The organism is Aquirufa nivalisilvae (assembly GCF_004307455.1).
GTDB classification, from domain to species: Bacteria; Bacteroidota; Bacteroidia; order Cytophagales; family Spirosomataceae; genus Aquirufa; species Aquirufa nivalisilvae.
In genome coordinates this window covers 193410-217717 of record NZ_SEWX01000001.1, presented here as the reverse complement: position 1 = coordinate 217717, position 24308 = coordinate 193410, and the positions used below count along the sequence as shown (strand labels likewise).

At 36.6% G+C, this 24308-nt stretch carries 21 protein-coding genes and 1 tRNA gene; 18 read left to right on the top strand and 4 right to left on the bottom strand.

What is annotated here, in order from left to right; genetic code table 11:
- The first annotated feature begins 1 nt into the window (after nucleotide 1).
- From EWU22_RS01020 to EWU22_RS00960, 13 genes are read left to right on the top strand one after another with little or no spacing between them, the layout of a single operon-like run.
- Entirely contained in the window at nucleotides 2–703 is a 702-nt protein-coding gene (locus EWU22_RS01020; RefSeq protein WP_130924036.1) for a nucleotidyltransferase family protein, read from the top strand.
- Nucleotides 700–1560, top strand: coding sequence for an NAD-dependent epimerase/dehydratase family protein (locus EWU22_RS01015; protein WP_130924035.1), 861 nt, complete (start codon nucleotides 700–702; stop codon nucleotides 1558–1560). Before EWU22_RS01020 ends, EWU22_RS01015 begins: the two co-directional genes overlap by 4 nt.
- Before the next feature lie 8 nt (nucleotides 1561–1568).
- Nucleotides 1569–2687, top strand: a complete 1119-nt coding sequence (locus EWU22_RS01010; RefSeq protein WP_130924034.1) for a glycosyltransferase — start codon at nucleotides 1569–1571, stop codon at nucleotides 2685–2687.
- A complete protein-coding gene (asnB, locus tag EWU22_RS01005; protein WP_130924033.1) occupies nucleotides 2688–4574 on the top strand; it encodes an asparagine synthase (glutamine-hydrolyzing) in 1887 nt (628 codons plus the stop codon).
- Nucleotides 4575–4584: 10 nt separating this feature from the next.
- Nucleotides 4585–5724, top strand: a complete 1140-nt coding sequence (locus EWU22_RS01000) for an N-acetyl sugar amidotransferase (RefSeq protein WP_130924032.1) — start codon at nucleotides 4585–4587, stop codon at nucleotides 5722–5724.
- Between the two features lies 1 nt (nucleotide 5725).
- Nucleotides 5726–6361 carry an imidazole glycerol phosphate synthase subunit HisH gene (gene hisH / locus EWU22_RS00995; RefSeq protein WP_130924031.1) on the top strand — a complete coding sequence of 212 codons (636 nt, stop codon included), beginning with the start codon at nucleotides 5726–5728 and terminating at the stop codon, nucleotides 6359–6361.
- A 2-nt stretch (nucleotides 6362–6363) separates the two neighbouring features.
- The gene (locus EWU22_RS00990) at nucleotides 6364–7137 is read left to right on the top strand and encodes an AglZ/HisF2 family acetamidino modification protein (RefSeq protein ID WP_130924030.1); all 774 of its coding nucleotides are present in this window, start codon (nucleotides 6364–6366) and stop codon (nucleotides 7135–7137) included.
- Nucleotide 7138: 1 nt separating this feature from the next.
- Entirely contained in the window at nucleotides 7139–8218 is a 1080-nt protein-coding gene (locus EWU22_RS00985; RefSeq protein WP_130924029.1) for an acyltransferase family protein, read from the top strand.
- Between the two features lie 16 nt (nucleotides 8219–8234).
- Entirely contained in the window at nucleotides 8235–10355 is a 2121-nt protein-coding gene (locus EWU22_RS00980; RefSeq protein WP_130924028.1) for a bi-domain-containing oxidoreductase, read from the top strand.
- A gap of 1 nt (nucleotide 10356) precedes the next feature.
- Nucleotides 10357–11445 (top strand): non-hydrolyzing UDP-N-acetylglucosamine 2-epimerase, encoded by a 1089-nt coding sequence (wecB, locus tag EWU22_RS00975; protein WP_130924027.1) that lies wholly within the window; start codon nucleotides 10357–10359, stop codon nucleotides 11443–11445.
- Nucleotides 11446–11449: 4 nt separating this feature from the next.
- Nucleotides 11450–13090, top strand: coding sequence for a heparinase II/III family protein (locus tag EWU22_RS00970; RefSeq protein WP_130924026.1), 1641 nt, complete (start codon nucleotides 11450–11452; stop codon nucleotides 13088–13090).
- 4 nt (nucleotides 13091–13094) lie between these two features.
- Nucleotides 13095–14276, top strand: a complete 1182-nt coding sequence (locus tag EWU22_RS00965) for a glycosyltransferase family 4 protein (RefSeq protein ID WP_130924025.1) — start codon at nucleotides 13095–13097, stop codon at nucleotides 14274–14276.
- On the top strand, nucleotides 14273–15160 hold the full coding sequence (locus EWU22_RS00960) for an NAD-dependent epimerase/dehydratase family protein (protein ID WP_130924024.1): 888 nt from the start codon (nucleotides 14273–14275) through the stop codon (nucleotides 15158–15160). The genes EWU22_RS00965 and EWU22_RS00960 overlap by 4 nt, the downstream gene beginning before the upstream one ends.
- A gap of 1 nt (nucleotide 15161) precedes the next feature.
- Here the strand turns inward: EWU22_RS00960 and EWU22_RS00955 are convergent, their stop codons facing one another.
- A complete protein-coding gene (locus EWU22_RS00955; RefSeq protein WP_130924023.1) occupies nucleotides 15162–16634 on the bottom strand; it encodes a capsule assembly Wzi family protein in 1473 nt (490 codons plus the stop codon).
- A gap of 218 nt (nucleotides 16635–16852) precedes the next feature.
- Here EWU22_RS00955 and EWU22_RS00950 point away from each other — a divergent pair, with 218 nt between their 5' ends.
- The 4 genes from EWU22_RS00950 to EWU22_RS00935 all read left to right on the top strand — a co-directional run bounded on the left by EWU22_RS00950 (nucleotide 16853) and on the right by EWU22_RS00935 (nucleotide 20564).
- Nucleotides 16853–17083, top strand: a complete 231-nt coding sequence (locus EWU22_RS00950; protein ID WP_130924022.1) for an acyl carrier protein — start codon at nucleotides 16853–16855, stop codon at nucleotides 17081–17083.
- A complete protein-coding gene (locus EWU22_RS00945; protein ID WP_130924021.1) occupies nucleotides 17062–18249 on the top strand; it encodes a cytochrome P450 in 1188 nt (395 codons plus the stop codon). The genes EWU22_RS00950 and EWU22_RS00945 overlap by 22 nt, the downstream gene beginning before the upstream one ends.
- Before the next feature lie 106 nt (nucleotides 18250–18355).
- Complete coding sequence (locus EWU22_RS00940; RefSeq protein ID WP_161566764.1) at nucleotides 18356–19621, top strand: MBOAT family O-acyltransferase; 1266 nt, start codon at nucleotides 18356–18358, stop codon at nucleotides 19619–19621.
- A gap of 211 nt (nucleotides 19622–19832) precedes the next feature.
- Nucleotides 19833–20564 carry a hypothetical protein gene (locus EWU22_RS00935; protein WP_130924019.1) on the top strand — a complete coding sequence of 244 codons (732 nt, stop codon included), beginning with the start codon at nucleotides 19833–19835 and terminating at the stop codon, nucleotides 20562–20564.
- A 5-nt stretch (nucleotides 20565–20569) separates the two neighbouring features.
- On the opposite strand, the gene EWU22_RS00930 is transcribed toward EWU22_RS00935, so the two are convergent.
- The 3 genes from EWU22_RS00930 to lptB form a co-directional block, all read right to left on the bottom strand.
- Nucleotides 20570–21979, bottom strand: a complete 1410-nt coding sequence (locus tag EWU22_RS00930) for a capsule assembly Wzi family protein (RefSeq protein WP_130924018.1) — start codon at nucleotides 21977–21979, stop codon at nucleotides 20570–20572.
- Between the two features lie 83 nt (nucleotides 21980–22062).
- Nucleotides 22063–23190 (bottom strand): trans-sulfuration enzyme family protein, encoded by a 1128-nt coding sequence (locus EWU22_RS00925; protein ID WP_130924017.1) that lies wholly within the window; start codon nucleotides 23188–23190, stop codon nucleotides 22063–22065.
- Nucleotides 23191–23255: 65 nt separating this feature from the next.
- Nucleotides 23256–23987, bottom strand: coding sequence for an LPS export ABC transporter ATP-binding protein (gene lptB, locus EWU22_RS00920; protein WP_130924016.1), 732 nt, complete (start codon nucleotides 23985–23987; stop codon nucleotides 23256–23258).
- 139 nt (nucleotides 23988–24126) lie between these two features.
- Here lptB and EWU22_RS00915 point away from each other — a divergent pair.
- Nucleotides 24127–24199: transfer RNA gene (locus EWU22_RS00915), tRNA-Phe, on the top strand.
- Nucleotides 24200–24308 lie beyond the last annotated feature (109 nt).

The following is a 24308-nucleotide window of genomic DNA, read 5'->3' as shown; positions in this document are numbered from 1 at the left end:
TATGAGTAAAAGAGCTATTATACTTGCTGGAGGGAAAGGTACTAGATTGAAACCATACACGATTTCTTTGCCAAAACCACTTGTTCCTATTGGGGATGTCCCTATTCTTGAAATCATCATTAGGCAGTTAAAAAAGGCAGGTTTTAATCATGTAACGTTGACCGTTAATCATATGGCTGAAATAATTCAGGCATATTTTGGAGATGGGAGTAAATGGGGAATAAAAATAGACTACTCATTGGAATTGAAACCCTTGAGTACGATGGGGCCGTTGACATTAATTTCAGATTTGCCGGAAGAATTTTTAGTGATGAATGGCGATATCTTGACCGATCTTAATTTTGAAGAATTTTATCAATCACATATTTCCAGTAAATCTAATTTTACGATTGCATCTTATTTAAGGAAAGATAAAGTTGAATATGGGGTATTAATTAGAAATGAAAATTCGGAACTCATTCAATTTCAAGAGAAGCCAGAAAATGATTATTTAGTTAGTATGGGGATATATATGATGAATAAGAAAAATTTGGAGTATATACCACATGATACTTTTTTTGGTTTTGACCATTTGATGAATGCGTTGATAGAACAAAAGCAATACCCAAGAATCCATGAGTTTAATGGATATTGGCTAGATATTGGCAGACCTGCTGATTATGAAAGAGCTGTTGAGGAGCATACAAAAATGACTTTTTTATGATGAAGCGGATTTTGGTGTCCGGTAGCTCTGGGTTTATTGGGAATAATTTATGTCAAGCATTGACTAAAGAGAATTACCAAGTTATTGAAATCCCTTCAAGTAAAGAATTTGATTTATGTGCTAGTGAAAAAGTTGAAAATCTTCCAGAAGTTGATGTTATCATACATTTAGCAGCGAAAAGTTATATTCCAGATTCCTTCAATAATCCTGGTTTTTTTTATCAGAATAATGTTTTATCAACATTAAATTTATTGGAGAAATCTAGAAGGGATAAGGCGAAGTTTATTTTGTTGAGTACTTATGTGTATGGCAACCCACAATACTTACCCATTGACGAAAATCATCAAAAAAATCCTTTAAACCCTTATACGCAATCGAAAGTAATATGTGAGGATCTTTGTCAAGCATATGCTAGGGATTTTGGATTGCATTCAATCATATTGAGGCCATTTAATGTATATGGACCAGGACAATTAAGTTCTTTTCTAATTCCTTCCATTATTAGCCAGTTGCAAAATGAAGAGATTTTTCTCCAAGATTCTCGCCCGAAGCGCGACTATGTATTTATTGATGATTTGGTAGAAGCCATTTTATTGTCAATAGATTTAGAAAAAGAAGGTTGTAATATTTACAATGTGGGCACAGGTTTATCTTATTCTGTGGGAGAACTAGTAGAAATGTTAGCTAATATTTCTAAATCGACTTCTAAAATAAGATATGCCAATGTGGAGCGAAAAGGAGAGGTATTAAATACCGTTGCCGATATTACAAAAATCAATAAAGAATTAGGGTGGAAACCCAAAGTAGATTTATATGGAGGATTAATAAGAATTATTAATTCAACCAAGAATAATTAAAGGAATACATGATGTCGCAGATGAATAAAAATGTGATTATTTTTTTGGGGAATGCAAGAGATTTTCACGCTATTGATTGGTATAGGATGATTAAGAAAATTTGTCATGATAGACCAGTTTTATTTGCTACTGATTTAATTGAATCTGAAGGACATAGAAAATTAGTTGAAGAAGAGGACCATATTATTCGCTTAGTAATTATAGATAAGCTATTATTAAATGGACAAACATCATTTGGCAATGTTTGGAGGAATATAATTAAGCTTTTATTTTTTCCACTTCAAGTCATTAAACTTAAAAGATTAGCAAAACAATACCCCAATGCCATCTTTCATGCACATACCATGTATTATCTTTTTATTGGTTGGTTAGCTAATATTAAATATATAGGGTCGCCTCAAGGTGCTGAAATTCTAATTCGACCTTTTGAATCAAAATTATATCATTATTTTTCAACGAAAGCACTTTTAGCTGCAGAGCATATCATTGTAGATTCAATAAATTTAAAAAATGGGATTAGGAATCTTTGCGGGAAAGAATCGGATGTAATTCAATATGGGATTGATGTTTCAGGTATTCAATCCATTGTTTCAGAAAGTTCTTCCAGAGAGCTAATTGTTTCAATTCGTGCCCTTTATCCATTATATAGAATTGAGGAAATTTTGGATGGGAGAGATAAAAGTTCGTCAAAACCTCCCATTGTTATGTTTTATCCGTTTTGGGAGCAGCATTATAAAGACATCATTCTTGCAAAATTAAAACCAACGGATATCCATTTGGGTAGATTACCCTCAAAGAATGATATTTACCAAGTCTTGTCAAACTGTAAAATGGCAATTTCAATCCCTATGAGTGATTCATCACCTAGAAGTGTATATGAATCCATCTTTTGTGGGTGTTGTATCGTAGTTACGTACAATCCTTGGATTGAAAGTGTTGCACCTTGCATGCGAGAAAGAATTTTTGTTGCTGATTTAAATGATCAAGATTGGTTTGATAAAGCACTTGATTATTCAAATGAAATTGTAAAAAAACCGTATTTACCTTCGAAAGAAGCATTGGATTTATTTGATCAGGAGTGTTCTATGAGATTAGTTGCTAAAAAATATTATAATTTTCAAGAATAGATGTGTGGAATAATAGCGATTAGTTCGCCAAAAAATTGCCAGTTTGATGTGAATGATGCCATTCAAGCTATTCACCACCGAGGGCCAGATGATGACGGTATATTTCAATCCAAAGAGGGAGATGCTCATTTAGGCCAAGTTCGACTTTCCATCATTGATTTAAGTGCTGCAGGGCATCAGCCCATGCAGGATTCGTCAGGGAGATATTTGATGACTTATAATGGCGAAGTATATAATTTTCTAGAACTTAAAACCAATTTGGAATCAACCTTCGGACCTATAGCTTGGAAATCAAGTTCTGATACGGAGGTGATTTTGGAAGGATTTGCTAGAGAAGGTTATCGCTTTTTATCCCAATTGAATGGAATTTTCGCTTTAGCGATATATGATCAAGAGGCTAGAGAATTACACGTTTTGCGTGATCCTATAGGGATTAAACCTTTGTATTTTTCTGCCCAAGGAGACTCCGTGTTTTTTTCTTCTGAAGTGAAAGGTTTACTAGCATTTAAAAATTTGAAAAGAACCGTTAGGAAGCAATCGTTAGTAGAACAACTGGCCTTTATGTACGTTCCAGAACCTTATACCATGTATGAGGAGTTTCTGAAAGTTCAGCCAGGAATATATCATCGATATGTTGAAGGCAAACTAGTTGATTCCAAACCTCTTTTTAGTCATTTACAATCTCCTATCAGTCAATCCTCAGAAGAAGTCCTGACGGAGCAATTGCACGCAACCTTAGAAAAAGCCGTTAGAAGACAGCTGATAGCCGATGTCCCTATTTCACTTTTCTTAAGCGGTGGATTAGATTCCTCTTCCATTGCGTTTGAAGCAGCTCAGGCAAAAGCGAATATCCAATCAGCTTATACGATTTCATTTTCTGAGGAAGATAATGCTCTAGATGGTCAAAGCTCGGATTTGCATTATGCAGGCTTAATGGCCAAGAAGTTGGGTTTGAAATTACATATCATTCAAGCGGAATCAGAGTTTTTAGGTTTGTTACCCACCTTACTGGATTTCATGGAAGATGGCATTTCTGATCCGGCAGCCATCAATACTTTTTTGATTTGCCAAAGTGCTAGAAAAGATGGAGTGAAAGTGATGTTAAGCGGACAAGGTGCCGATGAATATTTGGCAGGTTACCGTCGCTATATGGCTGAAAAAATGATTTTGGATATGTCTACTTTGACTAAGAAGACATTAGCCAATTTGGGCAGTATATTGCCATCTAATTTATCTGGGAAATTTAGCACCACTTACAGAAGATTTAAAAAATTGGCTAAAGCAGCGGGGCAACCCTCCCATGAACGCGTAGCCAGCTATTTTATGTGGGGAGGAGGAGAACAGATTAAGTCCTTGTTTGTGGATCAGCAAGTGGAAAAACCTGGACAGGACTTAGTGGAATTTTTGGATCAACATGCCCATTTGGATGCCGTCTCATCCATGTTGTTAGCCGATCAACAATTTGATTTGCTGGCATTGAATTTATCTTATACGGATAAAATGAGCATGGCGGTAGGACTGGAAGTTCGTGTGCCATTTTTGGATTTTGAAATGGTGCAATTGATGAATTCGATTCCGAGGGAACTCATGCTGAAAAACGGGCAGCAGAAATATATTTTAAAGAAAGCTATGGAGCCCTATTTGCCTAAAGAGGTGATATATCGTGAAAAAGCAGGATTTGCTCTTCCCATTCGATCATGGTTTTCCAAAAGAAGTGCTTTCATAGATCATTATTTTGATCTACAGAGATTAGAAACTCAGGGGATATTTCGTCCAAAACAAGTACAACAACTATTAAACGAACAATTTTCTGGGAAGGAAGATCATTCGTATTTATTATTTTCGATGCTTTGTCAGCAAATATGGCTCGACAAGCAAGGCATATAAACTTCATTTTATGAGTAATACTAATTATCAGATTTGTACGAATTGTGTCATGGATACTTCTGACACCCAAATCGTATTTGATGAAAAAGGAGTTTGCGATCACTGTAACACCTATTATACCCACACCTTACCTCATTGGGATACTGGAGAAAAGGGGATGAAAGAGCTACAAAAAGTGGTAGAAAAAATAAAAAAAGAGGGAGAAGGAAAAGACTTTGATTGTATCATAGGAATGAGCGGAGGTATTGATAGTTCTTATTTAGTTTATGTAGCTAAAGAGATATTAGGATTAAGACCTTTGGTATTTCACGTAGATGCAGGCTGGAATTCACAAATTGCTGTGAATAATATCGAACGTATTGTAGATCATCTCAAGCTGGATTTATATACAGAAGTGATTGATTGGGAAGAAATGAAAGATCTCCAATTATCCTACTTTAAGGCTGGGGTTCCTCATATTGATACCCCACAAGACCATGCTTTTTTTGCCACGATGTACAATTTTGCATCCAAGTATAAGGTGAAGTATATATTGACAGGAGCTAATTTCTCCACGGAGTGCATCCGTAACCCGATTGAATGGATGTATTATCAATCCGATGTTATTCAGTTGAATGATATCCATCAAAAATTTGGCAGAAAGCCTTTGAAAAAGTATCCGTTGACAAGTATCCTTTGGCATAAATTATTTTTGCCTTATTTAAGGGGGATTAAAGTCATTAAGCCACTGAATTATGTGCCTTACATTAAAACGGAGGCCATGCAATTATTGCAAGATAAGTTTGGCTGGCAACCTTATCCTCAAAAGCATTTTGAGTCTAGATTTACGAAATTCTATGAGAGCTATTGGTTGCCAAAGAAGTTTGGTTATGATGTTCGAAGGGTTCAATATTCTAGTTTGATTGTGACTGGGCAAATGAAACGCGATGAAGCTCTCGAAAAACTGAAAGATAGTCCTTTTGACCCATCTATGATTCAACATGATTTTGAATACATAGCGAATAAATTGGGAATCCCAACGGAGGAACTGCAAGGATATTTCGATGCACCTAATAAGACTTATAAGGATTATAAATCGCAAGAAAGCATTTATAAAATAGGTGCCAAATTGTTTAAAATGTTGGGGATAGAAAAAGCAGGGAAAAGATAAAATGGATCTTAATAAAAAGGCTAAAATAGGAATAGTGAATTATGGATCTGGAAATATTTTTTCCATTTCTAATATTTATAAAAAGGGGAATATTGACTTTTTTATTTCTTCAGAGCCCAAGGAATTGGCCAAAGCGAGTCATTTAATATTACCAGGAGTAGGGGCATTTGATGAAACCATGAAAACATTGAATGATTCAGGCTTAAAAGTATTTTTGGACGAAATGGTTTTAGGGGAGCAGAAGCCGATTCTAGGCATATGTGTAGGGATGCAATTATTAGCAGAAAATAGTGAAGAAGGTAATCTCCAAGGATTCGGTTGGATTAAAGGTAAAGTGAGGAAATTTGATGAATCGGTATTTAAGCAAAAGCCTTATTTGCCTCATTTAGGTTGGAATACTGTCAATATTCAACAAGAGCATTCTATTTTTAATCAGGTAGACCCCGAAGAGGGATTTTATTTTTTGCATAGTTATTATTTTGATTGTCATAACACACAAGATATCTTAAGTACTACCGACTACGGAATTTCATTTGCATCTGCTGTACACCATGAAAATGTCTATGGGATGCAATTTCATCCAGAGAAGAGTCATCAAAACGGTATCAATATTTTTTATAATTTTTCTCAAGTATAAATATGCTAAGACCTCGGATCATACCTTGTCTTTTAATTCGAAATAAAGGCTTAGTTAAAACGGAAAAGTTTAAAGAAGGGAAATATGTAGGAGACCCATTAAATGCGGTTAAAATATTCAATGAGAAAGAGGTAGATGAACTCATGGTATTGGATATTGATGCCTCAGCAGAGCAACGAGAGCCAGATTTTGAGTTGATTCGCATGTTGGCGATGGAGAGCCGGATGCCATTGTGTTATGGAGGAGGAGTAAGTACGATCGAACAAGTAAAAAAGATCATTTCTTTAGGGATAGAAAAGGTAGCCATAAGTTCCGCTGCTGTTGAAAACCCCGAAATTATTCAATCCATGGCTCATGCGGTTGGTTCACAGAGTATTGTGGTGGTCATTGATGTAAAAGCCAAAGGTTTATTTGGCAAACAAGAGGTGGTAACCTTGAATGGAAAAAAATCACATGGTCTTTCTCCTGTTGAATTTGCTAAAAAATGCCAAGACTTGGGGGCCGGAGAAATTGTGATTAATTCGGTGGACCGTGATGGGATGATGTCGGGTTATGACATCAAACTAATTAGAGAAATGCGTAAGCAACTAACCTTACCCATGACGGTGATTGGGGGAGCCGCATCCTTAGATGATCTTTCCAATTTAATGAAGGAGTTTGGGGTCATAGGTGCAGCGGCAGGTAGTCTATTTGTTTTTAAAGGGAAATACAAGGCGGTATTGATCAATTACCCTAATAAGTTGGAGAAGAAGGAAGTTTTAAAAGCCGGATTATAGCATGGTAAATGATAAATTAGCGACTTTCAGTTTAACAAATAACTTTAATTTAATCAGGATTTTTGCAGCAATCCAAGTTGCATTGGCTCATTCTGCATCACATTTGGAGGTTAAATTACCTTCTGGCTTTGAGGTACTATCATTGTTTCCTGGTGTACCTATTTTTTTTACAGTATCGGGGTTCTTAATTTCTAACTCATTTTATCGTAACCCGAGTTGGAAAGAATATTCTATCAATCGAATAGTTCGAATTTTCCCTGGTCTTTGGTTTTGCTTCATCATATTGCTTTTAGGTTTATTTGCTACCAGAGTTTTAACTTTCGATACACTGTTTTCAAGTTACTTTTGGCGTTGGGTACTTTGTCAAATAAGTTTTTTTCAATTTTATACGCCTGATTTTTTAAGAACTTGGGGTGTTGGAGCGCCTAATGGAAGTTTGTGGACTATTCCAGTGGAAATTCAATTTTATGTCTTTTTGCCATTTATTTATTTTGTACACAAGCAATTATCCAAAAGAAATTGGCTAGTTTTCTGTTCTTTTTTGATTGTAGCCGTTTTATTTCTTAATTATTTTTATCGGACATTAGACGTCAATCTGATGTTTGCTAAATTATATCATATTACGCTTGCGCCCTTTTTAGCCTATTTTCTACTCGGGTATTTTAGCTTTATTTTTTGGAAGCATATTCGAAAATGGGTTGAAGGAAAATTCTTGATTTGGGCAATCATTTATGGAGTTTACATAGGGCTTGTTTATTTTAAATTGGGGCTATATGATGGCTCATATTATCCCAATTTTTTTGGTTGGATATCCAATGTATTTTTATCCATGTTAGTTTTATCAGCAGCTTTTTCAAACGGAACTTTATCAGACAAAATTCTTAGAGGGAATGACCTCTCTTATGGGATATATTTATATCACATGGTGGTTGTAAATATTTTAATAGACTTAAAAGTGACTAGTAATAAGTTATTATTAGCCCTATCTATTACGTTTATTCTTGCCTATTTATCATGGAAATTGGTCGAGAAGCCTTGTTTAAGTTTAAAGTCAACATGGAAAAAAGTTATTCTCAACTAGTTCGGTTACATACACTATGCTTCAAATAATTCAAGATTTAAAAAAGGGAGATACCCTCTTAGAAGAAGTTCCTGCACCCATGGTCAGGAAAGGAGCTGTTTTGATCAAAACAAGACGTTCATTAGTTTCATTAGGGACTGAAAAAATGCTCGTGGAGTTTGGGAAAGGGAATCTCATTTCAAAAGCAAGGCAACAACCCGATAAGGTAAAACAGGTTTTAGATAAAATTAAAACGGAAGGCTTAATGCCAACCTTGGAAGCTGTTTTTAATAAATTAGATGAACCTTTACCTCTTGGGTATTGCAATGTGGGTGAGGTGGTTGCTGTGGGAGAAGGAGTAAAAGATTTTGCCATAGGCGATCGAGTGGCCAGCAATGGGCATCATGCCGAAGTGGTGTGTATTCCACAAAATTTAGTTGCCAAAATCCCAGATAATGTCAGTGATGAAGAAGCAGCGTTTACTGTCATAGGTTCAATTGGCTTACAAGGAATTCGCCTAATTAATCCAAGCTTTGGAGAAACAGTGGTTGTAATCGGATTAGGTCTAATCGGCCTGATTACAGCAGAATTACTTTTGGCCAATGGTTGCCAAGTGATTGGTTTTGATTTTGATATTCAGAAAGTTGAATTAGCCCAAAAGAAAGGGGTACATGCCTTCCAATCCAATCATACGGATGTGGTGAAAACGGTCGAGTCCCTAACCCATCAAGTGGGAGCTGATGCTGTTATTATTACCGCCTCCACCAAAAGTGACGAGGTCATCAGTCAAGCTGCTCAAATGAGCCGAAAGCGAGGTAAAATAGTTCTAGTTGGAGTCATCGGATTGGATATTCAACGCGCCGACTTTTTCAAAAAAGAACTAAGCTTTCAAGTTTCTTGCTCGTATGGTCCTGGAAGATATGATGAAGATTATGAACAGAAGGGTGTAGACTATCCCATCGGCTATGTTCGTTGGACAGAAAAGAGAAATTTTGAAGCCATATTGACTGCATTAGCTACCAAAAGATTACAAGTAGCTGATTTAATTACAGAGCGAGTTCCTTTGGCGGATTATTTGCAGATTTATAATAAAATGGGAGGAGGCTCCATCGCCTCTATTTTAGAATATACTGACACCATTGATTGGAATCAGACGGTCGTTTCTGGTAAGGCTTATGTCGCTCAAAAGTCATCAGGGGTAATTGGCATTATTGGGGCGGGGAATTTTACTAAAATGACGATGATGCCCGCCTTGAAAAATAGCGGAGCTCAGTATAAATATATTTCTAGTGCTGGGGGACTGACAGCTAAATCGTTGGCCAATAAATATGGGTTTGAATTTAGTACCACAGACTACCACCAAATATTACAGGATGAAGAAGTAGACTTGGTTTTAATCACAACCAGACATGATGCACATGCCCAGATGGTGAAGGAATCATTGCAAGCTGGCAAACACGTTTTTGTAGAAAAACCGTTAGCTATCAACGATGAACAATTGGAAGACATCAGACAAGTCTATCAATCACTAGAAGCGTCTTTGACCTTAACCGTTGGATTTAATCGCAGGTTTTCTCCCTTTGTTAGACAAGCAAAAACATTGCTAGGAGGAAGTACAGATTCGTTGAATATCATTGCAACGATGAATGCAGGCTTTATTCCTGCCGATGTATGGGTTCAAGACTTGCAAGTTGGAGGTGGAAGAATTGTAGGGGAAGCATGCCATTTTATCGATTTGATGGTGTATTTAACAGGAAGCAAAGTGGCAGAAGTGACCATGAGCGCTTTAGGCAAAAATCCAACGGAACAGACCGATAATGCGATTATTACCTTGAAATTTGAGAATGGATCGCAAGGGGTTATTAATTATTTTGCAAATGGCAGTAAGGCATATGCCAAAGAGCGGATAGAAGTTTATTCACAAGGGAGAACATTAATTGTAGATAATTTTAGAAAGCTTAGTGCTTATGGATTTAAGGGTTTTAGTTCCATGGGTGGAACTTTAGATAAAGGTCATAAAGACCAATTTAAAGGGTTGATAGAAAGTGTCAAGCAAGGTAAAGGGCCATTAATCCCATTTGATGAAATTTATAACACAACAAAAGCTTCCTTCGCTGCATTAAAGAGTTTACGTGAAGGAACTTGGATTACCGTTTAGTATGAAAATAGATTTAATAGCAGGCGCAAGACCGAATTTTATTAAAATTGCATCCATCATCCATGCGATTAAGCAGGCACAAGCGCAAAAACTAAATATTCAATTCCGATTGATTCATACAGGTCAGCATTTTGACCGAAATATGAGTGATTCGTTTTTTGAGCAATTGAATTTACCTGAACCTGATGTAAATCTAGGCGCAGGTGGGGGAACCCAAGCGGAGCAAACCGCTAAAATTATGATGGGTTATGAAAAGCTCCTACTAGAAGAGACTACGGACTTATGTTTGGTGGTAGGAGATGTGACTTCCACCATGGCATGTGCCATTGTAGCCAAAAAATTACAAATTAAAGTCGCTCACGTGGAGGCAGGTATTCGTTCACATGACATCAGTATGCCTGAAGAAGTAAATCGATTATTGACAGATAGTATCAGCGATTATTTTTTCACTACTTCTGAGGTAGCTAATGAAAATCTTAGAAAGTCAGGGATATCAGATGATCGGATCTTTTTTGTTGGTAATACGATGATTGATACCTTATTGTTGAACCAAGCTAGGTTTATAAAGCCAGAAGTTTGGGATCAGCACCATCTTGAAAAAGGGAAGTATTTGGTAATGACATTACATCGTCCAGCCAATGTGGATGAAGAAAGTAAGTTAAAAGAATTAATTGATCAAATAGTGATTCATTCGAATCAATTGCCTTTGATATTTCCAGTGCATCCTCGTACGAAACAAATATTGAATCGATTAGAAGTAAACTATGATTCTTTAATTCAAATAGATCCAATGTCTTATTTAGAGTTTAATTATTTGGTTAAACATGCTAAAGCGGTCATTACTGATTCGGGTGGAATTACCGAAGAGACTACCATGATGGGAGTACCTTGCATGACATTGAGAAATAATACAGAAAGACCCGAAACGATTAGTCTGGGAACGAATGAATTGTTAGGTGTTAATCCCAAAGCAATAGCTCCTGCTCTAGAAAAGTTGTTTCGAGGAGATTGGAAAAAGGGTGGAATTCCTCCTTTATGGGATGGCAAAACAGGAGAGCGCATTATACAAAAGTTGATTCAATTAGGTTAGCATAATGTGGCGTAAAATTACTTTACTATTTCATACGATTAAGTTCTTAAAACCGACCCAGCTGATTGGTCGGTTTATTCATTTTTTACCAAGAAGTATTCGAGAGGTATCTATACATCCTAAAATCGATACTGATACTTCTTATCAAGGGTTTATAGCTAAACAATCCTTTACTCAAGATCTGGATTGTTTTACCTTCTTATCCGAGACCAATTGTTTGTCATCTATAGGCTGGGATCATCCTGAGGTGTCTAAATTGTGGAGATATAATCTACATTATTTTGATTTTATCAATAGTTCTTATGTAGAGGAAGATTCAAGAGTTCAAAAAGAACTGGATCTGATACATCAGTGGATTGATGAAAACCCATTTGGGAAAGGAACAGCCTGGGAGCCATATCCTAGCTCTTTGAGAATCATCAATTGGATAAAATGGCATTGGCGAACAAAATTGTTGACAGACAAAGCGCTGACCAGTCTTTGGAATCAAGTACGGTATTTAGGTGATAGACCTGAATACCATCTTTTGGGCAATCACTTATTCATTAATGCCAAAGCATTGATATTTGCGGGGGTGTTTTTTAAAGGATTAGAGGCTCAGAAATATTTGAATCAAGGTCTAGAGATACTTAACCAGGAGTTGAATGAGCAGTTTTTAGAAGACGGAGCACATTTTGAATTGAGCCCAATGTATCATGCTTTAGGGATGGAGGATTTATTGGATCTATTTGCGATTTGCCATGCAAACATACCAACTTTCCCTAGGAGTGAGGTAGCTCAAAAAATTCAATTGGGATTTACCTGGTTACAACTCATGTCTTATGCTCATGGAGAATTGGCTCATTTTAATGATTGTGCCAATGGTATAGCCCCAAGATTGGATCAATTGGAACCTTTTGCCTTCGATTTGGGGATTCAAGTCAATAAAATGGAGGGGGAGGCCACTACAAGATTATTAAAGTCATCAGGTTTTTTTGTTTCTGCCAGTAAGGAATTTAAGATGATAGCTGATGTTGGGGAAATTGGCCCAACATATTTGCCAGGACATGCACATGCTGATACATTATCCTTTGAATTAGCTTTACATGGAGAACGTGTCATTGTTAATTCAGGAACTTCCCTGTACGGTCTGAGCCAAGAAAGGCTAAGGCAGCGAAGTACCAGCGCGCATTCAACGGTGGAAATTAATGGAGAAAACTCATCTGAAGTATGGTCAGGATTTAGAGTGGCACGTCGTGCTGAACCGATGGATTTGGATTGGAATCAAGAAGGAGTTGATTTTACACTTGCTTGTTCGCATACAGGTTATCAACGATTTTCAAAAGATATAATTCATCGAAGGACTTGGACTAAGCAAGGGGTAATTTTGACCGTTAAAGATCAGATCTTTGGTAAAATAGCAAGTGCAAAAGCTAGGTATTTTCTTCATCCAGAAATAACCGTTAGGGAAGAAGATCAAGTGCTTTATTTGGATAAAAATGGTAAAAATTTAGCTGTATTGAAAGCTTCAGATGGTATTAATGACATACCAATCATACAGAAAAAATCAAGCTATCACCCTATATTTGGACTTTCGGTTCCTACTATTTGCTTGGAAATAGCATTGCCAGAGTCTCAAGAAATAATTTTGAATGTAACATTTTAAGCACTTGAAAAGAATTGTCTATTTAACGTTTTACTTTGAACCGGATTTGTGTGCAGGATCTTTTAGGAATAGTCCTTTAGCCAAGGTTTTGGCAGAAAAGGTAAAGGAGGATAGTGTGGTAGAAGTTTATACCACCATGCCCAATCGATACGATACCTACCATGCTGAGGCGAGTGCATATGAAGAAAGAGGTAATTTGATTATTCATCGAATAGCTTTGCCAGCTCATGAAAGTGGGATGATGGATCAAATAAAATCTTTTTATACGTATTTTAAAGAGGTTATTAGGTTAAACAAAGGGCAAAAAGCGGATTTAATATTTGCTTCTTCTAGTAGACTTTTTACTGCTTTTTTGGGATATGTTTTATCGATCAAGCATAAAAAACCGTTGTACTTGGACATTAGGGACATATTTGTGGATACGATTAGTGATGTTATTAAATCTCCCATCATTAAATTATTTATGTTGCCCGTGTTAAAGCTTATTGAGTATCAAACCTTCTCCAATGCCGTACACATTAATTTAATTAGCGGGGGATTTAAGACATATTTTCAGCAATTTAAGGGCGTAGAGTTTTCGGAATTCACGAATGGGATTGACGATGAATTTTTACAAGTGAAACCGAATCCTGTAAGCTTAAGAAAGGAACACAATGCAGTAAAGACAATTGTTTATGCTGGGAATATTGGAGAGGGGCAAGGTCTTCATAAAATTATACCTCAAGCTGCAGTGATGTTAGGAGAAGGATATCAATTTATCATCATTGGAGATGGAGGCGCAAAGGGCAAGTTATTGTCGGAATTACAAAAAAGGCATGTAACCAATGTAGAACTAAGAAAGCCGATACAAAGGAATTTGTTAATTGAAGAGTACCAAAAAGCAGATTATTTATTCCTTCATTTGAATGACTTAGATGCGTTTAAAAAAGTGTTACCCAGTAAAATCTTTGAATTGGCCACGTTTGATAGTCCCATGATTGCGGGTGTTTCTGGCTATGCTAAAGAGTTCATTGAGAAGGAAATTACTTGTTCATTTGTTTTCTCTCCTTGTGATGTGGAGGCTATGGTTCGAGGCGTGAAAGAATTCAATGAAGGTAAAGAAATAGACCGAAAGGAGTTTTTCAGCAAGTATAATAGAGATAATATTAACCACGCCATGGCGGAATCAATCATTCAATATTTGTGAAAATATTTATAACGGGCGCTTCTGGATTTGTAGGAAAAAATGTCATGGGGAGCCTTGCGCCTACACATGAATTCTATGTTTTTGACCGAGAGAATTTCAATGTTGAATCCGATGTTGTTCTTCATTTAGCTGGGAAAGCACATGATCTTAAAAAGGTCAGTGAGCCTAATGAATATTATGCCGTCAATACAGAATTGACTAAGCAGGTTTTTGATTCATTTTTGAAATCAACAGCGTCTACGTTTATATTTATGAGCTCAGTTAAAGCTTCTGCGGATGCTGTGGAAGGTATTTTAACGGAGGAGGTACTTCCTAATCCTCAAACACATTATGGGAAAAGTAAGCTTTTGGCAGAGGAATATATACTAAGTCATGCTATTCCAGATGGGAAAAGAGTCTATATCTTGCGACCGTGTATGATTCATGGTCCAGGAAATAAGGGAAATTTGAACTTGTTATTTGAGGTAGTTCGCCGAGGAATTCCTTGGCCTTTAGGAGCATTTAGTAATCACCGTTCTTTTTGTAGTATAGATAATTTAGTATTTGTCATTCAAGAACTAATTGACAGAAAAGATATACCATCAGGGATTTATCAAGTAGCGGATGATGAGTCGCTATCAACGAATGAATTAATCCAATTAATGGCTCAATCTGCAGGGAAGCAAGCATCCATTTGGAATTTGCCTAAAGCAATTATTTCTAGAATGGCCCAATTGGGAGATTGGATTCATCTGCCTTTAAATTCAGAAAGATTGACAAAATTAACCGAGAGCTATGTGGTCAGTAATGAAAAAATTACTCAAGCTATTGGGAAAAATATGCCATTAAGCTCTCGTGAAGGGATATTGAAAACATTGACCTCATTTTCACAATCTTCAATATAGCTTAGAATAAGCTATATTTGATACCTATGCTTCCGCCGAGTGTATTCTTCACTCGACTACCTTCATCATATCCGAATTGAAGGTTTAAATTACATTGATCATTCAGTATTTTTTGCAAAGAAATTATACCTGAAAACTGGGATATGAAATCACTTTCAGATAGCCTCGGGGCTACATGATTTCTTGGGCTAGCATAGAAAGAGCTAGAAAGTCGTGATTGCCAAAATGTGGTATTATTAATTCTTCCTGAGAGGCCAATGTAAAACGATTTTACAGCATTTAACGTAAAATTTAATCCTCCGCCTTGCTGACTTTCACTGTCAATGATGATCAAAGGCGTTCCAATCCCCTTTCCTCCATATTGCCAGCTTCCACAGCCATTGTTGAAATAGGATTCAATTTCGGATTGATGGGGATCTTTGATTTTGAAAAATTCGGCTAAGCCTGAAATATAATTACCTTGGTTGGCCGTGTATAAATATTCCAAGGTAATCCTATCAATGAAGCTCCCCGTCTTATTTTTGAAGGAAATTCCAGTTAATCCATCATTAATTTGGGTCAAAGCAAATCCTCTCCCTGTTTCATAGGCAGATTGCTTATAGATTAAAATCTCTCCCCAATGTGGATGAAATTTGATAGCCAAATCAAATGAACCTAGATGATTTCCAAATTGGTTACCCAAATCGTCATAAGTGGCTGTTGAATCAGGTTTTATGAGTTCTCGATCTTTTAAAACAGTGACAACATAAAAATAGGTGTCTAAATGACTAGGATAAAAGTCTGTTTTATTGCCAGTTTTAACCTTGGCTTCTCCAGCCCATATGACTTGATGATTGATTCCTGCAAATACATTAATGAATCCATCTTGTCGCCCGAATCGACCATAGAGACTTTTTTGGTGTAAAAAACCATGGATGGTGGGACCTTGGTTATCCATCCAACCATGAGAAAATGTCATATGGACCCCTAACCAGCCTTTAAATAAGTTAAGGTAATCCCTGGTGCCAATTTGAACCTTTGGGATGGGAAGTGCATTGCCAGACCATGCATAAAATCCACCAGACAGCGTGGAATCCCCTAAACCATAGATCTCTTTTCTCCTTCCAGCCCATAATTCCCATTTCCCACTTCTACCACTTATATAGGCTTGTGTTAAGCCAAATTCATTTTGTTTGCCTCCCCATCCTGTGGCTTCTAGCTCATATTTCCAATCGGATTTTTTCTTCAAATGGTAATTCTTCCCTGACCAAGCCCTAATAACTGCCCCTGGGTTTTCCATGGGAACTTGACCATATTGTAAACTTCTTATCCAAAATGGTGTAGTACCTACATTAGAAGCTAAAAATTGAGCTTCTATGCGGGCATGAATGGTTGTATCCACTCGACCGATTAATGGGAAATGTTGGAGTAGTAAAATTCCCCCAAATAGTAAATTGGGGATACAATAAAAGGCGATTCTTCTTAATTGGAGCATTTACTTAGTTGTCCAAATGGTAATTGAAATAAGACAATAAAAGGAGAAATGTCAAAGTTTGAAGGGCCTAATTATTTAATGGTAAATTCAAAGGATGAATGCTGTTCGATGATACGAGATTTAAGTCCTATTTTTTATAAGAATGCCTTTATATGGATTTTGAGCGGAGTATTTGTTTTTATGATGTAAATTTGAAAATTAATAAAATATAAAATTGAATGAATTTTAAGCATTGGTTGATTACACAAATAGCCTCAGAGGCGTCAATTGCAGAGGAAGAGGTTGATTGTGACGTGCCATTTGAACATTTTAATTTAGATTCATTGTCCATTGTTTCCATATCTTTTGAAATGGAAAGCGTATTTCAGTTGGAAAATGTAGATCCTTCCTTATTTTCGGAGTTTAATACGATAAATAAACTCTGTGTATGGATGGAAAATCAACAATAAAATGGAACCCCTTTGCTCCTGATTATTTTAATGATCCCTATCCGATTTATGCCCTTTGTCGGCAGCATAACCCTATCCAGAAAGACAGTTTTGGGAATATTTTGTTGTTTAGATATCGTGATATTGCGCCCATTTTAGATTCGACGGACTTTGAGGTAAGTAGTTTGGCAACTTATTTCGAGAGTAAAGAAAGCTATATTTTTAAGAATAGTCCTCAATGCCCTTTCCTTGCTAAAACTACGAGTAAATGGTTAATGTATCTAAATGGAGACATACACCGAAAGCTAAGAATTGCATTAGGAAAAGTATTGTTCAGCTATGATTTTGATCGTTTGATTCAAGAGGCTGTAAAAGATAGTGTGAATCATTTCCAAGATTATCAGGAATTAGATTTAGTGGATTTTTCTAAGTACTTCATTTTTCAAATTCTAAAGCAATTTATTGGACTCAAAGATTTTGCTAGCTTTGAAAAAGTTGTTGAGTACTCTAATTTGGCTGCTAGAAGTCAGGATATTTTTGTTTCTAAACAAATGTATTTAGAAATCAACCAATGTTTTTTGTGGGGGAAAGGTCTTTTTTCTGAAACAGGTTTTAAAGCCAAATTAGTGAAAGAATTGGAAGGGTTTGAATTCGAAGAGGATGATTATTATTCCATATTGGCTGTGACTTTAATGGCTTTTTTTGAGACTTCAAAAGATAATTTGTCCTTTACTCTATACTATGTTTTGTCAAATCCTCAATTAATAGATTTTATTGTTAATGCGGATGCAAAAGAAATCAAATGGGTAACGGAGGAGTTTATACGTTTCAATTCTCCACTTCAGTTTACCATCAGGAAAAACAAAACGGATGTCATTGTTGAAGGTCAACATTTTGCTGCAGGTACGAGATTTGTTTTGGGAATTGCTAGTGCCAACCGAGATGAGGAAATATTTGAATCGCCAGAAGAAATTTTACCGGATAGACAAATTAATCCACACCTAGCTTTTGGAGCAGGAACACACCTCTGTTTAGGGGCCTTGATCGCTAGAAAAGAAATGGAATTTGGACTTAAACCTATGGTAGAGTTCCTTCAAAAATTTAATATTGATTCAACACAACCTTTGGAATGGGGGAATCAAATATTTATGAGGACTTTAGAGAGAGCTATGGTTAAAATGTATTAATATGGCTCAAATTGGACTTTTTTCAAGTGTTCTTTATATACTCTTCACCATTTGTTTTAGTTTTATTTTTAAAAAACAGGTTTGGAAAGCTCTTTTAGTCGGCTCCATGCTTACGATCGGTATTTTTATGCCATTAACCTTGTTTTTTTTCTTAGTAGGAAGCGGCATTACCTATTGGATGGGAAATAAAATTCAATCTTCATTTCCTTGGATAGGATTAGGAATCGGTATTCTCATAGGATTTTTGATCGTATATAAACTAAAAGAATCTTGGATTGATCACATCAATTTACTGGAAGTAAATTTTTGGGAGAATACGGGCATTTGGCAAATTGTGGGTTTAAGTTTTTTTGTTTTCAATGCCGTAAGTTATTTGATGGATATTAGAAGAAGGTTTATCAAGCCAGCTGATTCATTTTTTAAATTAATGCTCTATTTACTCTATTTCCCCACCTTACATGCTGGCCCCTTACACAGATTCAGCTATTTAAATGAGCAGTTTGATCAAGCTAACATATCCGAAAAGTCATTTAGTAATGGAATGCGACTCATATTATGGGGACTGTTCAAGAATTTTGTATTGGCTCAACGATTAAATCAATTACTAATCACATTAAGAGGGAGTGAAATAGGAGGATGGTGGACCCTGTTAATTGGTTGCTTGTTCTTTTTCTACATATACTTCAGTTTTAGTTCATTTATTGATTTTTTTCAAGGGGTTTCTGAAATTTTTAATGTTCGATTAAAAGATAATTTTCATAAACGAATCTATTTTTCTAGGAATCGACATGAATTTTGGAGAGGATGGCATATTACCTTAAATGAATGGTTCAGAGATTATTTTTTTTATTGGCAAATCAAGTTTCAGTTCTGGCGAAATAAGCCTTATCTCCTTCTATTGTTAACGTATATGCTTATAGGTTTATGGCATGGAATTAGCTGGCAATACCTTTTGTGGGGATTTTTGAATGGGTTATGGATTCTATTGGAGAAAGCTTTGAAAGTACATAAACTTAAACAGGGGGGCTTATTAAAACAAAGTCTGGGTATAGTATATCATATTTTAGGATGTTCATTCATTGCGCTAGTATTTATTTATCCTACTCTTGGGGCTTTGTGGAACAAAATTCAAATGCCCACGTACTTCCCCATGGAAGTATGGTTTCTTCATTGGCGAAATATATGCATCTTTTTAATGATGTTCTTACTGGTCGATTTGTACAATTTCTGGTCTAAAGATGAGAGAATGGATTCATTTCTAGAGAGTGTAGCACCTTGGAAAAGACGTTTAATATATACTCAACTTGTTTTAAGTCTATTTGTATTTGGGGATTTTACGGGAGGTCTTAATAATTATTATTTAGCTTTTTGAGATGAGATTTGTACTAAAACTCACTTTTTGGATATCCTTAATGCTACTATTTGCCTATGCGAATGTACTTTTTAGAAGATTTTCGAGGAATTCAAATATCACTACATTAAAGCAATCAATAGCTAGGCTTGATTCGACCTCAAAATCAATTTTCTTTTTAGGGTCTAGTAGAATTCAGCGAAGTGTTAATTCACCGTTGATTCAAGGCTCCTTGTCAACCTGGCAAGTGTACAATGTAGGTCTTTTAGGAAATACCTTGGCGCAGAATCTATATTTGGCTCAGTATATTAAGCATTTGCCTGGGAACAAGGTCGTTTTTATCGAATTGACATCCTATATGGTTAATTATCCTGAAACATTTAAGACGGCTGTGGAATATTTGGAACTACCAGATTTCCCTAATTCGTATTATAAATTTTTGGAGAAACCCTTACCTCCATCTAAAAATTACGGGTTTTTAGATGATTTTGAGAAAGCATTTTGGAATACGATGATTCAAAATCAAAATGCAATCAAGGGGATTGTATTTCAAGAGGATTATAATGGATATGATGAAATTGGGTTTTCTCCAACGAACAGGAATGATATAGTTACCCAAGAGTCTTTTTTAAGTCAAGAAGATTTACTGGCATTTGCCTCTTGTCCATTGGATGTGAATATATCTGGGAAAGTAAATCAAGTATTAAAAACACAAAAGCAAAACGAATTTAAAGTAGTGTTTTTACTTCCAATTACCTGCAACGATAAAGCTGAATTCGAAGTTAAAGTTCCTGTCTTTAATAAAATACCCAAAGAGGCTAAGTGGGAATATGAGGAGCAATTTTTACGGAATATGACTAATTCAAAGTATTTAGAGAATAAAAACCACTTGAACAATCAGGGTGCTTATGTTTACTCACAAGGCTTATTGAAATACATCAAATCCAATGAAGCCTCATGGTAATAAATTTAAGGGAAACGATATTTTATCCCTAGCATTCCCCCAACTGTATTTTTGGTACGATCACCTTGATCAGCTGCAATTTGAAAACTAATTCCGAGTCTTTTATTGACTTGTTTCTGTAAACTCAAGGACGCTGAGAATTGCTTTAAATAAGATGATGGACTATTGACTGGGATGACTGGATAATCATAAGAAGTAGAAGTTAGCTTGGCCATCCAATGTATTTGTTGAGGCAATGTACCTCGAATTCCAACATACATGGACCTCACGGCATTATAGGCAAAACTTAATCCGCCTCCTTGCTGACTTTCTTTATCCATGATAAGTATGGGTGTACCTAATCCTCTTCCCGAATAAATCCAACCATCTCGACCACGAACATTCAGGTAATTGACAATATTGGGATAATCATTATCCTGCTTATTTAATAGATTCCCCAATATGCTTTGGTGAGTTCCTTGATTTCCTGTATAAAGGTATTCTAAACTTAATCCTTCAATGATTTTTGTCTCTTTAAACTTAAAGGAAAGGCCAGTGAGGCCATCATCAATGGTATTTAATGACCAAATTCGATCAGATTCATAGGGATTTTGTCGGTACAAAAGGATTTCCATCTGATCATTTTGATAACGAAGTCCCAAGTCTAAACTGCCTAAGTGGTTGCCGTATTTATTATTCTCGTCATCATCTGGTAAAATTCCTTCACCAGTTCCCAGTAATACCTTAGTAAAAGTATTGAAATCGGAAGGATAGACGTCATAAATACTTCCTTTGGGGTCTTTTCTGCTACCTCCCCATTGTACTTGGTGGTTAAATCCTAGAAAAGCATTCCAAGCGGAGACAGGTTGGCCGAATCGTAAATAAAGTGATTTTTGATGCAAATAGGAGTTTGCAATGGCTCCTTGATTATCAAACCACCCATGAGCGAATTGGAAATTTATCCCTATCCAATCATGTAATATATTAACATAATTTCGAGTGCCAACATGAACCTTTGGCATGGGTAAGGCATTTCCAGACCAAATAAAAAAACCGGCCGTCATCGTTGTATCTCCTAAGCCGATAACCTCTCTTTTAGCGCCACTCCAAACTTCAAATGCCCCTTTTTTAAGGCCAATGTAAGCTTCCGATAGTAAAAACTTAGAATCTTTAGCTAACCAGCCTGTGGCTTCTATTTGATATGTCCAATCAAAGTCTTTTTTGGGATTATACCATTTTCCGGTGTTTGTTCGAATGATTCCTGTTGGATTTTCAACGGGCACTGTACCGTATTGTAAACTTCTTGTCCAAAATGGGTTTGTGGAATTGGTAGCACCAACTGCCATGATATCTACAGAAGTATGCCTAAGGGTATCTTTGGCTATAGCAGGACTGGTAATACCAATAAATGAACTTAACAGTAGAGAAAGAAGCATGCAAATAATGAATATCGGATAGATTGATCGTAAATCTATGCACCTAATTTACAAATATGCTTGAATAAATGGGAATCGTCCTTTTATAATTTATCTAGTGCAGTACGTAAGTCGGTCCATAAATCGTCAACGTGCTCTAAACCAATCGATAAACGTAATAAATTACCTGGAGTGCTGCTTTGGGGGCCTTCAATGGATTTGCGATGTTCGATTAAACTCTCTACCCCACCCAAACTAGTGGCTTGTTGGAACAAATGTAGGGTAGAAGCGAACTTCTGTGTAGCATTTTCAGATGCTTTTAGCTGAATAGCAATCATGCCACTTTGTCCGTTTGGCATTTGCTTCATGGCTAAGTCGTACTGAGGGTGACTAGGGAGTCCTGGGTAGTGTACTTTTTCTACAGCAGGATGATTTTCTAATTTTTCTGCCAAAATGGCGGCGTTTTTACTGTGTTCTTTCATCCTCAAAGGCAATGTTTTTAAACCTCGAGCCAGTAAGTAACAATCCAGCGGATTGGGTGTAGCGCCCATTAAAATCTGAACTCGCTGGATTCTGTGTGCCCAATCATCATCTTCTTTGAGGACAACGGCTCCACCTAATATGTCAGAATGTCCGCCAATGTACTTGGTCGTTGCATGCATCACAATATCCGCTCCTAGGGCAATGGGGTTCTGTAAAATGGGACTTGCCAAAGTATTATCAACCCCGACTTTAATGCTTAATTTACTGGCGATTTGGCAGATACCAACTATATCGCTTAAACTTAACATGGGATTGGCTGGAGACTCTATCCAAATCAGTTTTGTGTTAGATTGGATCGCATTTTTAACGGCTTCTAGGTCAGTCATGTCTACTTGAGAGACTTGTAAACCCCATGGGCCTAAAATTTCTTCGGCAAGTTTATAACTGGCATAATAACCTACTGAGGGCATTAAGATATGATCTCCCGATTGAAGGCATTGAAAAACGGCATTAACTGCTGCTAAACCCGATCCAAAGGCAAAGGCTCTGAGGCCCCCTTCTAATGCGGCCAGACCTTTTTCCAACACTTCGCGGTTAGGGCTTGAATTTCTAGCATACATATGTCCTTTGGGATATGTACCATCCTCCGAGCGCTCAAAAGTTGTACTTAGGAAGATAGGAGCTGCTATAGAAGCCGCTGTTTCATCTTTCAGGTTGGTACTATGTATGGCTAGTGTTTCTTTTTTCATGTCAAAACCTCCGAAATTCTACATTTTACATTCTTCATTCTATCTTCAAAAACCCTAATAACTTATTAGTTTTTCTTTCGTAATTCGAAATTCTTACCAAGATATAAGCGACGAACTTGTTCGTCATCGGCTAATTCTTGAGGCGTTCCTGCTTTGAGAATTCTTCCTTCAAACAACAAATAGGCGCGATCGGTGATGGAAAGAGTCTCATCAACATTATGATCGGTGATTAAGATGCCAATATTTCGGTATTTTAATTTGGCGACAATACTTTGAATTTCTTCGACTGCGATGGGATCTACACCGGCGAAGGGTTCATCTAATAAGATAAACTTGGGGTCTACTGCTAATGCCCTTGCAATCTCAGTTCGCCTACGTTCTCCTCCTGACAGTACTTGTCCCAGACTTTTTCTAACGTGCGTTAAAGAAAACTCTTCTAATAGTAATTCCGTTTTCTCTTTTTGCTCTGTTTTGGTCAGTTTGGTCATTTCGAGCACTGCCAAAATATTTTCTTCCACGGTGAGTGTTCTGAAAACAGATGCTTCTTGAGCTAAGTATCCAATTCCTAACCTAGCACGCTTGTACATGGGAAGGTGGGTGACGTCCAGATCATCTAACCAAACTTTGCCTTCATTAGGCTTTACTAAGCCTGTGGCTATATAAAAAGAGGTTGTTTTTCCGGCGCCATTGGGTCCTAGTAGTCCAACAATTTCTCCTTGGGCAACCTGATAGCTAATGTGGTCATTGACCAAGCGTTGGCCGTATTTTTTTACCAGATTTTCTGTTCTTAGGATCATATTTCAAAAATAGGGAAAAGAGTTGGGGTCAGCAAGAAGAATACACATTCCAAGCTTTTTCCATTTTTTTTATTTTGGGGATTGCCATTTTTAAAAAATATTCATACTTTTGCAATCCCGAAAGCAATCGGGCAATTGAGGTGGAGTAGCTCAGTTGGTAGAGCATCGGACTGAAAATCCGTGTGTCCCCGGTTCGAGTCCGGGCTCTACCACTTCAATTTTAGAAAGACCCTGACGAAAGTTAGGGTCTTTTTTTTTACGTAATATTAGGCTAGATTTGATTCTGTTTGCTTAGATTTGTCAACTTTCCAAAAGTTGACA